14 protein-coding genes are annotated in these 16500 nt (G+C 47.1%); 9 read left to right on the plus strand and 5 right to left on the minus strand.

The window, feature by feature from the left end; genetic code table 11:
- Position 1 precedes the first annotated feature (1 nt).
- Positions 2 to 1564 carry an AAA family ATPase gene (locus tag BMX44_RS10030; protein ID WP_090632378.1) on the minus strand — a complete coding sequence of 521 codons (1563 nt, stop codon included), beginning with the start codon at positions 1562 to 1564 and terminating at the stop codon, positions 2 to 4.
- A gap of 230 nt (positions 1565 to 1794) precedes the next feature.
- Between BMX44_RS10030 and BMX44_RS10040 the strand changes: the two genes are divergently transcribed.
- The 3 genes from BMX44_RS10040 to BMX44_RS10050 are packed head-to-tail and all read left to right on the plus strand — an operon-like array spanning position 1795 to position 4921.
- Complete coding sequence (locus tag BMX44_RS10040) at positions 1795 to 2370, plus strand: LexA family protein (protein ID WP_090632386.1); 576 nt, start codon at positions 1795 to 1797, stop codon at positions 2368 to 2370.
- Complete coding sequence (locus tag BMX44_RS10045) at positions 2334 to 3647, plus strand: Y-family DNA polymerase (RefSeq protein WP_245738899.1); 1314 nt, start codon at positions 2334 to 2336, stop codon at positions 3645 to 3647. The genes BMX44_RS10040 and BMX44_RS10045 overlap by 37 nt, the downstream gene beginning before the upstream one ends.
- 38 nt (positions 3648 to 3685) lie before the next feature.
- The gene (locus BMX44_RS10050; protein WP_090632393.1) at positions 3686 to 4921 is read left to right on the plus strand and encodes a dicarboxylate/amino acid:cation symporter; all 1236 of its coding nucleotides are present in this window, start codon (positions 3686 to 3688) and stop codon (positions 4919 to 4921) included.
- A gap of 65 nt (positions 4922 to 4986) precedes the next feature.
- On the opposite strand, the gene BMX44_RS10055 is transcribed toward BMX44_RS10050, so the two are convergent.
- From BMX44_RS10055 to BMX44_RS10070, 4 genes are all read right to left on the minus strand, one after another.
- Positions 4987 to 6138, minus strand: a complete 1152-nt coding sequence (locus tag BMX44_RS10055; RefSeq protein ID WP_245738900.1) for an HD-GYP domain-containing protein — start codon at positions 6136 to 6138, stop codon at positions 4987 to 4989.
- Between the two features lie 86 nt (positions 6139 to 6224).
- A complete protein-coding gene (gene fliE, locus BMX44_RS10060) occupies positions 6225 to 6548 on the minus strand; it encodes a flagellar hook-basal body complex protein FliE (RefSeq protein ID WP_090632397.1) in 324 nt (107 codons plus the stop codon).
- A gap of 124 nt (positions 6549 to 6672) precedes the next feature.
- Positions 6673 to 7995, minus strand: a complete 1323-nt coding sequence (locus BMX44_RS10065) for a sigma-54-dependent transcriptional regulator (protein ID WP_090632400.1) — start codon at positions 7993 to 7995, stop codon at positions 6673 to 6675.
- Complete coding sequence (locus BMX44_RS10070; protein ID WP_090632404.1) at positions 7992 to 9218, minus strand: sensor histidine kinase; 1227 nt, start codon at positions 9216 to 9218, stop codon at positions 7992 to 7994. Before BMX44_RS10070 ends, BMX44_RS10065 begins: the two co-directional genes overlap by 4 nt.
- Before the next feature lie 315 nt (positions 9219 to 9533).
- Here BMX44_RS10070 and fliF point away from each other — a divergent pair, with 315 nt between their 5' ends.
- The 6 genes from fliF to BMX44_RS10100 all read left to right on the plus strand — a co-directional run bounded on the left by fliF (position 9534) and on the right by BMX44_RS10100 (position 16436).
- Complete coding sequence (fliF, locus tag BMX44_RS10075; protein ID WP_090632408.1) at positions 9534 to 11264, plus strand: flagellar basal-body MS-ring/collar protein FliF; 1731 nt, start codon at positions 9534 to 9536, stop codon at positions 11262 to 11264.
- A complete protein-coding gene (gene fliG / locus BMX44_RS10080; protein ID WP_090632561.1) occupies positions 11257 to 12252 on the plus strand; it encodes a flagellar motor switch protein FliG in 996 nt (331 codons plus the stop codon). The genes fliF and fliG overlap by 8 nt, the downstream gene beginning before the upstream one ends.
- Before the next feature lie 105 nt (positions 12253 to 12357).
- Positions 12358 to 13071, plus strand: coding sequence for a flagellar assembly protein FliH (locus BMX44_RS10085; RefSeq protein WP_090632412.1), 714 nt, complete (start codon positions 12358 to 12360; stop codon positions 13069 to 13071).
- 7 nt (positions 13072 to 13078) lie between these two features.
- Positions 13079 to 14488, plus strand: coding sequence for a flagellar protein export ATPase FliI (gene fliI / locus BMX44_RS10090; RefSeq protein WP_090632565.1), 1410 nt, complete (start codon positions 13079 to 13081; stop codon positions 14486 to 14488).
- A 15-nt stretch (positions 14489 to 14503) separates the two neighbouring features.
- Entirely contained in the window at positions 14504 to 14959 is a 456-nt protein-coding gene (fliJ, locus tag BMX44_RS10095) for a flagellar export protein FliJ (RefSeq protein WP_090632416.1), read from the plus strand.
- Positions 14960 to 15038: 79 nt separating this feature from the next.
- Positions 15039 to 16436 carry a flagellar hook-length control protein FliK gene (locus BMX44_RS10100; protein WP_090632419.1) on the plus strand — a complete coding sequence of 466 codons (1398 nt, stop codon included), beginning with the start codon at positions 15039 to 15041 and terminating at the stop codon, positions 16434 to 16436.
- The last annotated feature ends 64 nt before the right edge of the window (positions 16437 to 16500 follow it).

The raw sequence follows: 16500 nt of genomic DNA on the forward strand, positions 1-16500 counted from the left end.
ATTAATCGTGCAGATCGTCTGCCAGCACCGCTCTGTCATGCGCCCATGCCCGCAGCTTGCCAATCCGTTCCGCCATCACCACAGACAGCGGGCGCGTGCGTTCGAGCTCATGCAGTATATCTGCAGAGGTCAGCGCACAATCACCGTTGCGCGCCGCCGCTTCAAAAACAGCAGCAATCACTGCCTGCTCAATTTCAGCGCCTGAAAAACTGCTGGCATTTGCGGCCAGTTCAGCCAGATCGAAATTCGCCGGATCTAAACCCCGTTTCTTTAAATGAATGGCAAAAATCTGCTCGCGTGCCGCAGTATTTGGAAAATCGACGAAAAATATTTCATCAAAACGCCCTTTGCGAATAAGTTCGGGTGGGAGTGTCGAAATATCGTTTGCTGTTGCCACGAGGAATACCGGTTTTGCCGCATTACTGCGTTCGGACAGCCAGGTCAGAAATGTGCCCAGTATGCGGCGCGATACACCACCGTCCTGTTCGCCCCCGTTTCCACCCAATCCTTTTTCAAGTTCATCAATCCATAGCACGCACGGCGCCATACCCTCTGCAGCAGCCAGCGCGGCGCGCATATTGCGTTCGCTTTCACCGTAAAATTTGTTATATACCGCACCGAAATCCAGGCGCATTAATGGTATGTTCCATTCGCCAGCAATTGCGCGCGCGGCAAGGCTTTTGCCGCCACCCATGACGCCGAGCAATAAAATTCCCTTGGGCCGGTCAAGTGCTGCGGTTCTGGAATCCAGAAACGGTTTCTGACGCAGTGTCACCCAGTGCTTCATGCGTGCCAATCCGCCGATGGCGTCAAACTTGAAGGACGATTCCTCGAAACCCAGCACGCCCTCTCCTCCCAATGCCCTGTGTTTGATAGCAAGAATGCGGCGAATATCCTCCTGATTAATCTCGCCATCCGCACGCAGCGCCTGGCGCACCAGACGGCGCACATCCTCAAATTCAAGCCCGAGTAGATGCATGATCAGCAAGTCAACCGTACGACGGTCACCGCGTACCTTGTCACCGTTTTGTGTGTGATACAGTTTCGCCTCGTTGAATACAATCGACCGGATATCGTCACGTGTCGGCAATTTCGGCTTGAAATGCCCCGCCAACCGCAGCAGTTCCGAGGGTACATCTTCCAGCGTCGGGCTGACAAACACCAGTGTACGCGCACATTTTGCATGATCCATGGCGATTTCGCGCATCAGACGCACGGCTACGGCATCCTTGAATCCGGGATGCGCGTCGCACAAGACGTAAACGCCGTTCTGAGACGATTTATCGATATGCCTCAGGCAGTCAATCAATTCATTTGTCTGATAAATGGCTTTGCCGTGATCGTCGTTTGAGCTGGCTGCAAACTGGCCGAGACCTCCACCGGTCCCGACAACCCGGCCAAGTCCGTCAACGATGCTCCATCGCATCATTAATTGATTTTCCAGATTGGATGCCTGTGTCAGCAGTTTTAAAATACGCGGCTCTTCATGTGTCTCAATCAGGATCAGCGGCACTCTGGCACGCAGCAAAGCTGAGAGTTCGTTGATTTCTGCGGGTTCGTTCATCGTTATTTCATCGTAAAGTCAGTCATACTCATGCAACGACCCTGACCGGCAAAATCTTGAACGATTATGCAATCAGGCAGATTTTTAATAAGACAATCATCAGCCCGATGCAAACTTTTGTGCTGCTTGCTGCTCACTGGATTAACAATAATCGACCAATAAAAATTTTTGACTGAAACAGATATTTCATTTAATCTTGATTTTTGTGTCATCAATCAAAATCAGCTATCATGAAACAGTCAAACTGGGGTGGGCAACGCGCCGGCGCGGGCAGGAAACGTTCTGCGGAGCCGTCAGTCACCGTTCGCGTGCCTGTCAGCAGCAAAGAAACTGTTCTGCAATGGGTACGGCAACACAAGATGTCTACTGCATATATTCCCGCATGGATGGAAATTGCCCGGCTCGAACAGCAAGCCGTGCCACAGTCATTTCCGCGCATGAGTCATTCGGTACGCGCCGGTTTCCCTTCACCGGCAGATGATTATGTGGAAAAACGTATCGACCTCAACGAAGAATTGATTCAACACCGCGAGGCTACCTTTTTTCTGCGTGTCAGAGGGCATTCGATGATCGATGCCGGCATTGACGACGGCGACGAACTGATTGTCGACCGTGCCATTGCTCCCGAGCATAACCGTATTGTCGTCGCTGCTGTCGATGGCGAATTAACCGTCAAGCGTTTTTACCGGCGCAACGGTATTATCAAACTGATTGCGGAAAACCCGCAATATCCGGATATCGAATTCAAGAACGAGCAGGAAATGATGATATGGGGCGTGGTCACTCGAGTGATCAAATCTGTTTAGCCATGTTTGCACTGATCGACGGCAATAATTTCTATGTGTCCTGCGAACGCGTATTCAATCCGTGCCTGATGGGAAGGCCCGTTATTGTATTATCCAATAATGACGGCTGCGCGGTCGCACGTTCCGAGGAAGCCAAGGCACTGGGTATCAAAATGGGCGTGCCCTGGTTTCAGGTGCAGTCGCTGGCGCGGAAACATGGTGTCATTGCACTATCGTCAAACTACACGCTATATGCCGATATGAGCAACCGCATGATGTCTCTCCTTGGGCAATTTGCGCCACAGGAAATCTATTCCATAGACGAATGCTTTCTGTATTTTAACGATTTTCAAATGGATCTGACCGCCTATAGTCAAACAATTCGCCAGCGCATTAAACACTGGCTTGGCTTACCGGTCTGTATTGGCATCGGCCCGACCAAAACCCTGGCAAAACTTGCCAACCATATCGCAAAAAAACAACCGCGCTGGCAGGGCGTCTGCAATCTGGGCACTTTGCCCGAAACAACACTCAACAACCTGCTGGCCGGCATTGAAGTCGGCGAAGTCTGGGGAATTGGTCGCCGCCTGCGGGAAAAGCTGCACCATCTGAATATTCGTACCGCCCTGGCGCTCAAATGTGCAGATGCTGATTTGATCGGCCGCATGTTTTCAATAACAGCAAAACGTACTGTCACGGAATTACGAGGCATGCCTGCATTACGGCTTGATGAAGTCGCACCAGCCAGGCAGCAAATCCTATGCAGCCGATCCTTCGGCATGCCTGTCACGCAATACAGCGAGCTTCAGGAAGCCGTAACCAGTTATATTACCAGGGCGGCAGAAAAACTGCGATGCCAGTCTTTGCTGGCACATGCCGTCCATGTGTATATTCATACAAATCCACACCGAAAAAGGGATGCGCAATACCGGCAGGGTATTACGGTCACATTAACGGAGTCCAGCTGTGATACGATCAAACTGACACGTGCAGGATTATGGGGACTGGCACGCATTTACCGGACGGGCTATCGTTATAACAAGGCCGGGATAATGCTGATGGAACTCGTCCCTGCGGATGCCTTTCGGCAAACCGCATTGTTTGCCCATGACACAACCATGGCAGATAAAGCGCGAACACTCATGACAACACTTGACCTGGTCAATCGGCGCATGGGAAAAGATACGCTCGCGCTGGCGGGTGCAGGCACCGTCAAAAACTGGCATATGAAACGAAACCACAAATCACCCTGTTATACGACCGAATGGAAAGAGCTGGCAGAAGCACATTGTTGTTAAGCGGTTTTCCGCTTAAAACCTGAAATGGTAAAACAATAATGAAAAAAATATCGTTGAATACGCAAATCATACTGGGCAGCCTGGCAGGTATATTACTGGGTCTGTGGTTCGCCGGGCTGGGGCAGGAATCGAACATCACACAAGGCGGTCTGTATATTGCAGGACTGATCGGCACGTTATTTATTGATTTGCTAAGAATGGTACTGATTCCGCTGGTTTTCACATCGATTATTGTGGGTGTCGCCAATTTGCGCGCTCACCGGCAGATGAACCGGGTATGGCAGGGAACGCTCGGATTCTTTGTCCTGACCATGGGGCTTGCACTGCTGCTGGGTCTTACCGCTGCTAACTGGCTGCAACCTGGTGGCGGACTGCAACTGGCCATGTTTCAGGATTCCCTGCAGAATTTTCAGGCGACACAAATGTCGTTAGCCGAATTTTTTGCGCATTTTCTGCATTCATTGTTTCAAAACCCCATCGCGGCACTTGCACAGGGCAATGTACTGGCTGTCGTGGTCTTTGCCCTGCTCCTCGGCATCGCACTGGTTATCGGTGGTGAACGATACCGCAATATTCTGGTACTAATGCAGGAGTTTCTGGAACTGATACTCATGCTGGTTGGCTGGATCATGCGACTTGCACCGTTTGGAATCATGGCATTACTACTGCAGCTGGTAGCCACACAGGACACTGGCCTGCTGAATACACTGATCAAGTTCGTTGGCATTGTCATGGGAACCACGATACTGCATGGCCTGGTGGTGTTGCCGCTGATTCTTTATCTGACTACCGGTATGACACCGATCAAATTCTGGCGCGGCGCACGTGAAGCATTGATTACCGCCCTTGCCACCAGTTCCAGCGCAGCAACGTTACCCGTTACGCTGCGCTGTGCCGAACAACACCTGCACGTCAAACGGGATATTGCCGGGTTTGTTATTCCGCTGGGTACAACAATGAATATGGACGGTACTGCGTTATATGAAGCTGTTGCGGCACTGTTCATCGCAAACCTGGTTGGTGTGGAACTGAGTCTGATGCAGCAGCTGATTGTTTTCGTCACCGCCATGCTTGCCGCAATGGGCGCGCCGGGCATTCCCAGCGCCGGTATGGTTACCATGGTCGTCGTTTTACAGGCTGTCGGGTTGCCAGCTGAAGCGATTGCCATTTTGCTGCCGGTAGACCGCTTACTGGATACGGTACGCACCATGGTGAATGTCGAAGGCGATATGGTCGGAAGTCTGGTTGTACAAAAATGGACACACCGCGAGTAAACGTAGACAAATTCTGATTCATCTGATCGGCTTCACTTGATACAGGTCAAATGATAAGAGCTGCATCAAACAGTTTCATCATCACGAAAGCGTTGCTGGATCTCCAGTATTTTGTCCGGATTTCTTAACAGTGCATCAACACAATCACGATCCAGTTTGGTGTTAGACAATTCCCTTAACAGTGCAAAAGCTTTTTCATTACTCCAGGGCACTTTATAGGCGCGACGGGAAGTCAGCGCGTCAAATACATCAGCAACAGCACTGATACGCGCCTCAATCGGAATTTCGTTGCCCTTGAGCCCTTTGGGATAACCGCTTCCATCCACGGCTTCATGGTGATACTCAGCGATATTGCGCATAATGTTGACATGATTCAGTGCATACAAGCTGAAGTCTTCAAGAATGGCGTCGATAATTTCCCGCCCTTTTCCAGGATGCGTTTTCATAATATCGAATTCTTCATCATTCAGCTTCCCAGGCTTACGCAAAATACTATCCGGGATGCCGATTTTACCGACATCATGGAGCGGCGAGAACAGAAAAATATGCTCAATTTGCTCATCGCTGATGTTATAGTCAGCGGCCAGTTCACGGGCAATCAAACGTGCATAATGGGCCGTTCGGTCAATATGCTTGCCTGTTTCGATATCCCGATAATGCGTCATACTGCGCGTTGCCTGCACGGCAGCTACAAGCGTTCGTATGGCTGCCAGTTCATTAATAACCATCAGGGCGATCAAATGACCATAAATATCGATCTGGCGTAACACCGCAGATGTAAAAGGATGCGCCTCAAAAGAATTGAAAAAAAGAAAACCAACAAAAGCACCGCTCTGATACAGCGGCATGGTGTAACTGGCTTTATATCCTTTGGCGGCGATACGTTTGGTATGCACGTTTGTACCTTGGGCAAAAATATCCAGATCCTGGACCAGCCGTGGACGTCGCTGTTCAATAATCTCCCTCAGTGAAGGCGCGGCTTCAAGCGGCGCTTCATAAGTAACGACAGGATTATCATCACCTTCAGTACTATGTGCATAGGTTTTAAGTATATTCGTCTGCTCATCATATAGCGCTATTGCCAGACGGCTGATAAAAGGGAAATCCTGGAGAATGACCTGGTGTATAAAACTGAGCTTGTCGGATAAGGGAAGATCCTCATGTAATCGGGCAAGCGTATCTTGGTGTGAAAATAAATCTTTTTTTTGCTGCAACATCAGAACTTCCTGTAGAAAACAGAATGGGCGACACGCCTGAATATTTGATAGATAAAAAAAGGAATCTCAAGTAAGGGCGGGCAAATTCAAACCTGCATGTTCATAATTTCCTGATAGGCCGTTACAAGCTTGTTACGAACCTGAACCATGGATTGGAATGAAACATTGGCTTTTTGTAATGAAACCATTACTTCATGCAGATCTGCATTGGATTCTCCACTAACAAAATCCCTGCTCAGCTGTCCCGCTTTTTGCTGTACATCGTTGACCTTGTCAACCGCAGCTCTTAATGTCTGACTAAAGTCAACTTCTGTTGCGGCACTATTGTCAACTGGCTTTTTTACGCCCGAAGTAAGTGCTGAGGCCGCATTTAATTGCTCAAGTATATTATCAATTCCAGATCTATCCATCTTTAAACCCTGTCATCAGAATTCCCGAAATCAGCAGCCAGAAAACACTAAAAAATTCAGCCCGCCAGATTAAAATCATACAACAAAATGTAAAACTGTTTTATATAAACAGCGGCTTGATTTCTTAGAAACCACTCGCCCGGTACTGCTGTAACTTATATCGCAGTGTCCGCTCAGATATGCCCAGTCTTTGAACAGCCAGTTTACGAGAACCGTTGACCGCTGCAAGCGTGTCCATAATATGTTTGCGTTCAAGCGCTTTCATATCAAGTGAAGCGGTTTCTACAGGAACATCAGTTTGCTGCTGACCAATACAGGCGTCAGCCAGGCTAATGTGCTCAGCTTCGACTGCAGCTGTATTAACGGCCAGTATCATGGCTCGCTGTATCACGTTCTCGAGCTCCCGGACATTACCGGGCCAATGATAACGCACCAGTATATCAATCGCTTCCTGCGACAGGCTACGTGCATAATATTGAGGAGATTCCGCTATAACACGGTTCATAAAATGCCGTGACAATGGCTCGATATCAAGCGGCCTTTCCCTCAGCGGCGGAATTTCAATCGGGAAAACGTTTAAACGGTAATATAAATCTTCTCTGAATTTTCCATTCTTTACCATTTTGGGCATATCACGGTTTGATGTTGTCAGGAGCCTAAAATCGAGTTTGATGATCTGATGACCGCCTACCCGTTCGACTTCTCTTTCCTGTAATACACGCAACAGCTTTGCCTGAAGATCCAGCGGCATTTCAGAAATTTCATCAAGTAGCAAAGTGCCGCCATCTGCCTGTTCAAATTTGCCGGGTTGTGCGCGGGTTGCACCGGTAAATGCCCCCTTTTCATAGCCAAACAGTGTCGCTTCCAGTAAATTATCCGGAATAGCCGCACAATTGATGGCAACAAAAGGTTTGCGTGAGCGACTTGAATGCTGATGTATATAACGGGCAATCACTTCCTTTCCACAGCCACTCTCGCCAGTCAGCATTACCGTCGCCGTTGATTCGGCAACACGCCTGGCCAGTGACAATAACTCGCGCGTGCGCGTATCTCTAGCGATTATGTCCTGATCGCCTTCTGGACTCTTTAAGGCGTATTGTTCAAGCTGTGCCAGCAAATCATTCGGCTCAAAAGGTTTGACTACAAAATCACAGGCACCGTTGCGCATCGCAATAATGGCTTTGTCAATCTCACCATATGCCGTCATCAGCATTACTGGCAGATCCGGATCAAACGCTTTGATTTTCTGTAACAAAACAAACCCGTCGATTGGTTGCATCTGGATATCGCTGACAACCATGCCAACGGTATTTTCCTGCAACAACGTCAAGGCTTCTGCACCGTTTCGTGCGGCAACAGGATGATACCCTGCCAGTTTCAGTGTTTCGCAGATGACTTCTAATAGATCCTGATCATCCTCGACAATCAGCACAGGCAATGGATTCATATGCTAATCTCCTGTGTTTTATGACCGCGTAAATTTTCTTTAGCTAGTTCGTTTCTGGGCAAGCGGACAGTAAACTTACTTCCCCGACCAGGCTCAGATTTAACTTCAATACAACCATTCATGGATTGAACGAGAGCGCGCACAATGGCCAGACCCAACCCAGTCCCTTCCGGTCGTGTAGTAAAAAAAGGTTCGAACAGCCGATCCTGATGTTCACTGTCTATACCTTCACCATCATCATGAATTGAAAAGATAATATGGTCGTTTGTCAGATGACAGTCGAGTACGATTTCGCCATGTTGGAATGATGCCTGAATCGCGTTTTCAACAAGGTTTGTCAGTACGCCACACAATGCCTTGCGGTCTGTTACAAGACTGGCGCCCGAACAATGATCATAAAGCTTAAAATATACCCTAGAACGTTTGATTTGCGGCTCGATAACCTGCTGTAATTCGACTAGCACACTACTGATTTCAACCAATTCGAACTGCGCCGTTTCACCCTTGACAAAACGCAACATATCGCTTGTCAATTGCTCTAAATGTTTCAGCCGTTCAATGGTCTTAGTGGCAAATTTCTGCCGCTCCTCTGATGCCAGTGCTTCATTACCCAGATGAGCGGCATATAACAAAGCGGTTGAAAGCGGCGTACGCAGCTGATGGGCCAGATTTGCAGCCATCTCTCCCATTGTGGTAAGGCGCTGATTGCGTCTGGCCTGCTCCTGTAAGGCATGTGCATCTGTTATATCATGGATCAACAGAATACGTCTGCCAACAGAGTCCTCAGGACTGCTTTCAATGCAAATACGGCGCTGTAATGAATCAGTCGCATTGTGGGTAACGAGCCACTCATTGGCAATGACGGTAGGCAGCAAACGTTCATGGACGATATCATGCCAGGACAAACCCTCTAAAGGATCGCCCAACAGCAACAGCGCGGCAGGATTCACCTGGTCGATATACTCATCAGGGTCCAGTGCAACCACGCCACCCGGTAATGCATTCAGCAGTAATGACAGTTTTCGGGATAGGGCGTCTTTCGCTGCCAATTGCCGATGTAATTCCCCATTGGCCACTGACAATTCATGTGTCAGACGTTCTACCTGTAATTGCAGACCCTGATATACATCTGATAACTGTTCAGAGGCCGTATTAAACGCGGCAAATGCAAGTTTCAGCTGCTCCTGATCCGTAACTGTCCGAGATGATTTGGTCGATCTCATTTCTTTGTTTGATTGGTATCTGTATTCAAGAGTTTAATCACAATTATTGATATTGAACCGCAGCATAGCATTAAGGGTATGAACTGTGATGGTTGAAATAAGGCAAGCAAATTTGCTTTATTTGATCATTCAATCTAGTTGAGAATTTCTGATAATACATCTGCCAGATTGGTATGCGTTTTGTCCATCATTGAAAGATACGGACCAACCATTGGGAAATCTAGAAGCCTTACATGTTAATGAACCAGTCAAATCATTAGTAGTGCTTAAAACGAAATCCAAAACAACGAACTGAAAACAGGCAGGAGCAAACTTGTGGCCACAGTACCGAACGAAGTCAATGCAACCAAGATACCGAAATCGCAACCAGGTATAACCGCTGTATTAGACAAATTCAATCAATTGCCCAGTCAGAAAAAACTGGGATTCATGCTAGCAGCTGCAGCCAGCGTCGCAATCCTCGCCGGGGCATGGATGTGGAGCCAGTCACCTGATTATCGGGTGCTTTATTCAAATATCTCTGATCAGGATGGTGCCGACATAATCAGTGCACTGCAACAGGGAAATGTTTCGTATAAATTCTCACATAATGGTGGTGCAATTCTGGTTCCTGCGGATCAGGTACACGAAGCGCGTATCCGCCTGGCAGGTCAGGGATTGCCAAAAGGCGGTCTGGTTGGTTTCGAACTGATGGAAAACCAGAAATTTGGTATCAGCCAGTTTCTTGAGCAGGTCAATTATCAACGCGCTCTGGAAGGCGAACTGTCCCGATCCGTGCAATCTCTCTCAGCAGTACAGAGCGCACGCGTCCACTTGGCTATGTCAAAGCCATCAGTTTTTGCGAGAGAGAGGCAGAAGCCAAGTGTTTCAGTATTGCTGAACCTATATCCGGGCAGAATACTCAGCGAAGAACAGGTCAGTGCCATAATTCACCTTGTCTCCAGCAGTGTACCCAGCCTGCCCGTCAACAACGTCACTGTTGTTGATCAGAATGGCAATTTGCTCAGCGGTCAGGAACGTTCTAAAAACGAATCAAAATTCGACGCCAAGCAGCTGGAATATATACACGAGCTGGAAAAAAGCTATACACGACGCATCGAGGCCATACTGTCACCAATCACCGGTGCCGCGAACGTACGCGCCCAGGTTACTGCAGATCTGGATTTTTCCAGAATCGAACGCGCTGAAGAAATCTATCGACCCAATAATCCCGATACCGAAAAAGCATCGGTACGCAGCAAACAGACTATGGAATCCGTTTCAACCGGTAACAAGATAGACGGTGGCATCCCGGGCGCACTCACCAATCGCCCGCCAGAACCGGCAGCGGCCCCGATTGAAATAACCGGCGATGAAAATGTCGAAGACAAAAAAACTGATCCGTTGCCAACTGATCAGCGCAAAGAATCAACCATCAATTATGAGGTGGATAAAACCGTTCAGCACACGCATCTGCCTACCGGTAATATTAAACGGTTGTCAGCGGCCGTGGTTGTCAATTATCGCAAGCTAATCGACGATGAAGGAAACATCAAGCACGCACCGCTATCCACCGAAGAAATTCAGGAAATTACCAGACTGGTAAGAGATGCGATGGGTTTTAATGAAGAACGTGGCGACACGTTAACGGTTACCAATAATATATTTACCGATTCTGATCACGCATTACAGGGTGCATTATGGAATGATCCTGAAATCATCTCACTGGCCCAGGAAATCGGAAAACAGCTGTTAATTGCCGCTATAGTTCTATTCTTTTTACTTAAAATTCTTCGGCCTTTTCTCAAATCGCTGGCACACAACCCGGATCAGGAAAAGAAAAAAATCAGTGAATTGCCAGACAGCACAGCAGCAGCCAATGCATCAGGAAAACCGGTACAACTGGCAGAGGATGGGACACCGATGCTAAAGCAAGATATGCTTTCTGAAGAATCGGCCAGAAAAGAACTGTTTGACAAAAATCTTATGAAAGCCAAACAGCTGGCGATTGAAGAGCCGGCAGTTGTCGCCAATGTTGTAAAAGAATGGGTCAATGGCAATGGATGAATCAGGTTTAAAAAAGAGTGCGATATTGCTGATGTCGCTTGGGGAAAACGAGGCAGCTTCGGTCTTCAAATTTTTATCCCCCAAAGAAGTGCAAAAACTTGGTAGCGCCATGTCCAGCCTGAATAATATCACTCAAAGTGAGATTGAGAGTGTAATTGATGAATTTAATAGACAGGCCAATGGCAAGACAGCATTAGGTCAGGGTGCAAGTGATTACATTCGCAAGGTACTGACAAATGCCTTGGGTGACGAAAAAGCAGCCAATCTGATCGATCGGATATTGCACGGCGGAGATACTAGCGGCATTGAAGGGTTGAAGTGGATGGATGCGCCTTCCGTCGTAGAGCTTATCAAAAATGAGCACCCACAGATTATCGCTACAATCCTTGTTCATCTTGAGCGTGATCATGCCAGCGAAATACTCAGTCTTTTTTCAGAACGACTGCGCAATGATACATTGCTGCGGATTGCAACACTGGACAGTATTCAACCCGATGCACTGCGGGAGCTCAACGATGTGCTGACAAAATTACTGTCTGGCAGTAATAACATACGGAAAGCGCCTATGGGTGGTGTCCGTGCCGCAGCTGAGATACTTAACTTTGTACCAACAGTACAGGAATCCAGTGTCATCGATAATATCAGACAATATGATGAGGAATTGGCGCAGCAGATTATGGATGAAATGTTTGTGTTCGATAATCTTGTGGATATTGACGATCAGGGTATTCAACTGCTGCTCAGGGAGGTTCAGTCGGATTCTCTGGTGGTTGCCCTGAAAGGTGCGCAAGAAGATATTCGCAATAAGATTTTCAAAAATATGTCTAAACGGGCAGTAGAATCACTGAAGGAAGATATAGAAAGCAAAGGCCCCGTCCGCGTATCCGAAGTCGAAGCGGAACAAAAAGAAATACTCAAGGTATTACGCCAACTGGCCGAGAGCGGTCAGATTGCTTTGGGTGGCAAAGGCGATGACAGTTATGTATAACATATGGCGCAACACAATATACCGACTGCCAAAGGCCCTACGTAGAGATGTTTTTTTTGTTAAGAATCAAGGCTACCATCAAAAACTCAACTCAGAACCTTACAGATGACTATCACGACGGTAATACCTAAAGCGAAACTGACATCCTGCGAGCGTTGGAAGCTGAATTCCTTTGACATGCCCAAAACAGAAATACCTGCAGACCACGCTCAATCTGATGATTCAGCCTGCAATGCTACAACGCCTGTCGATACAAAAGAAATAGAATCTATAATCCAAACAGCCAAAGAAGATGGACTCAAACAAGGCTATGATGAAGGATATAAGAATGGTATTGAAGAAGGCAGTAATAAGGGTTACCTGGAAGGCAAGCAGCAAGGCGAATCGGAAATCAAGGCTGAACTCAGTCAAGTCAATTCAGTATTCAGCAACCTGAATCAGCAGATCCGATCTATTGAACAACATGTTGCACAAGATATGCTGACACTTGCGATCAGTCTCGCCAAAAAAATGATCACAGAGGCACTAAAGATACATCCTGAACTGATCCTGCCGGTTGTTCAGGAAGCTGCCAGTCAGCTTTCCGGTTCCGAACATGGCGTGCAGATTTTCCTCCATCCCGACGATGCCGAAATCATTCGCCGATACCAGAACGAACAGTCGGTGCAGGCTCACTGGATAATTCATGAAGATACACAACAGGAACGAGGCGGCTGCCGTTTAGAGGCAGGCGGTAGTCAGATTGATGCCGGCATGGGAACACGGTGGCACCGTGTACTGGCAGCTATTGGTCAGAATAATGACTGGATCGATAATTAATTTTCAAATGCACAACCATCATGAAAACTGGCGTAACTATTTGGATAATTGCAACCAGCTTATCTCAGCATCAGAACCGGTTGTAACAAATGGTACTATTACACGCGTTACCGGTCTGGTTATGGAAGCGGCCGGACTTAAACTGCCTATCGGCAGCAGTTGCACTATTTTTTTGTCCAATGGTAACAATGTATCTGCAGAAGTTGTTGGTTTCTCAAATGAACGCCTTTATTTAATGCCAACCAGTGAAATTTTTGGGCTGGCACCCGGCGCAAAAGTAATGCCGGCGGAAATGCTCGCAGAAGCGCCAAAAATTGGAATGAAGCAGCATCCGCGAAGACGTGCGACAGACCAGGCAAAGCATGTTAAGGTCGGTGAAGGATTGCTTGGACGCGTTTTGAATGGACTCGGCGAACCGCTTGATCACCTGGGGTTAATAACAGCAGAAAAAAGCGTCCCTCTTTACAGCAGGCCGTACAATCCGTTGGAACGAGCACCGGTTTCCCATCCACTGGACGTAGGCGTGCGTGCAATCAATACTTTGCTGACTGTTGGCCGGGGACAGCGCATGGGTCTTTTTGCCGGCAGCGGTGTTGGCAAAAGCGTACTTTTGGGGATGATGGCGCGCTACACCGCTGCTGACGTCATAGTTGTCGGTTTGATTGGGGAACGTGGACGAGAGGTAAAGGAGTTCATTGAGAATATACTGGGAAACGAAGGATTATCACGCTCAGTCGTCATTGCGGCGCCTGCTGATACATCGCCACTGATACGACTTCAGGGTGCGGCCTATGCTACTGCAATCGCGGAATTTTTCCGTGATGAAGGTAAACATGTGTTACTGATCATGGATTCACTGACACGCTATGCCATGGCACAAAGAGAAATTTCACTGGCCATCGGTGAGCCACCGGCTACAAAAGGATATCCGCCATCAGTATTTGCACGATTGCCGCAACTTGTCGAACGTGCCGGTAATGGTAAACATAACAGCGGTTCCATTACCGCCTTTTACACTGTATTAACCGAAGGAGACGATCATAATGATCCGATTGCCGACAGTGCGCGCGCCATTTTAGACGGACATATTGTTCTATCACGCCGAATAGCGGAATCCGGTCATTACCCGGCAATCGATATTGAAGCATCCATCAGTCGTGTCATGGCCGGCATTGTATCGTCAGAGCATCTCGAAGCAGCGAGAAAATTCAAAAGCATTTATTCGCATTACCAACGTAACCATGACTTGATCAGTGTCGGTGCCTATGTATCAGGTTCCGATCCACTGTTGGATCGCGCAATTAAAATTTATCCGGCCCTTAGCCATTTTCTCCAGCAAGGCATGACGCAACAGGAAAATTATGGTAACAGCATCAACAATCTGTTTTCACTGCTCAATCATCAGGACAGTCAATAACATATCGAATCAAACATGTCGAACCTGAGGCCTTTAAAAAAACTGCTCGAGCTTGCACAAAAAAAAAGTGACGATTCGGCCAGACAATTAGGCAGACTGAATTTTCAGCATAAGGAGGCTGAGAAAAAACTAAATCTGCTATTACAGTACCGACAAAGCTATCAGGATCGCCTACAGAATGCAGCTCGAAATGGCATCGGGCATGTTGAGTGGCAGAATTTCGTGACGTTTATGAATAAACTAGACAACGCCATTTCTGAACAGCAGCTTGCAGTGAAACATACAGAAACCAATTGTCAGACCGGTAGTAATACTTATCAATCCTGCCAGCGCAAACTCAACGCTTATTCTGCGTTGGCTCATCGTCACGAGGAATCAGAAAAGGCACAACAAAAAATGACAGAACAGAAAATTCTGGATGAATTTACCGCCAACCGTGTCGCTCGCGACAATGTGGACACCACCAAATAAAAACGAAAGATTATTCGCTGCTGGCACGAATGTTGCTTATATACATAAAAGGCATTAACTATTTAAAACGAGAACAACTATGTTGAATTCACCCCTTCCCTTACCAATACAAATTCAAACAAAACAGCCAGTTATTCACAATACCAATTTAACGCATCCCGGTGAGCCGAGGAAAGCTGAAGGAGCTCCGTTTGACAAGGTTCTGGAGCGTGAAGTCGCACAAAAAAGACAAGCAACATCAACCGACAGCGACACAAAAAATACAAACAACACCAAAACAGAATCAACCAGCAGCAAAAAAGACAAAACCAGTACACCCAGTACAAGTGATGCATCCTATAACGAAAAAAACTCAACTGAATCTTCTTCAGTTCAAACAGAATCAAGTAGCGAGCATGAATCAGGGCAAAAGAACGAAACAGTTGAAAACGGACCAACTTCAGATAATTCCAGCATTGCTCTTGCGCAGTTGCCTCGACCAGTTTCTGGAACGGCGCTACCTACTGATCAACCCGATATACATGCAAATGTCACTAGTCTGAAACAGACATCTGGCATGGCTTCAGTGCACTTGACGGCTCAATCGGAAACATCGCAGCAAATTATGCAAAACCTTTTGCCAGATCAAAATCCATGGCAATCTTCACATGCGGATAGTTTTACCGATATTGACAAAAGTTTGCCGCTTCTAAACAGTCATGCCCATGGTTTAATTGGTGGTAACAATTTAAATAAAACAGTTAACCTGTCAAACACAGCTAAAAACGACAGCATGTCACAGTTTTTTTCTACGGACATTAAACAAGGCCTGATTGAAAATAAAGAATTATGGCAGTTTTTGCATGCGGCAAATTTTGCCGATAACGAAAAAACCACGGAATTTTCCCTGGATACCGGTAAAGATTTTTTAGCTCGGTTTAATGAATTCGGCGCAATGATACAAACAGATTCCGATATTTTATTCCAATCCGGATTAAATCATTCGTCACAAATGTTTTCTCAAACTGCTTCTCAAGCAACAGTTTCGCAGAATATCGATCTTGACGTTCAAATCGGGCAGCCCAAGTGGAATGGAGAATTCGCCCAAAAAATTGTTTGGCTTGCTAATCAGCAAAACCAATTTGCCGAACTCCGCCTGAATCCCGCACATCTGGGTCCTGTTGAAATCATGTTAAGCCTAACCAACGACAATGGAACCCAGGCATCGGCCCAATTTGTATCACCACATCTGGCAGTACGCGAAGCAATAGAAGCCGCTTTGCCAAGATTACGTGAATTAATGGCCGAAAGCGGCATTCAGCTTGGTGATGTAATGGTTGGTGCCGAATCGTTTCAGCAGCAGGAGAAAAATGAGCAGCATGCACGCCATACGAACGATGGAACAGGCCTGATTAACGCACAAAATTTTTCTGACACAACGTCGGAAGAAGTGATTTCGTCAGGAAAACGCAGCGGAATTGTCAATACATTTGCTTAACATGGCAATCGATAATGAGATTATCGATCACAAATATACATTGATTTTAAAAAGAAACAGAAAA

The organism is Nitrosomonas marina (assembly GCF_900110145.1).
GTDB classification, from domain to species: domain Bacteria; phylum Pseudomonadota; class Gammaproteobacteria; order Burkholderiales; family Nitrosomonadaceae; genus Nitrosomonas; species Nitrosomonas marina.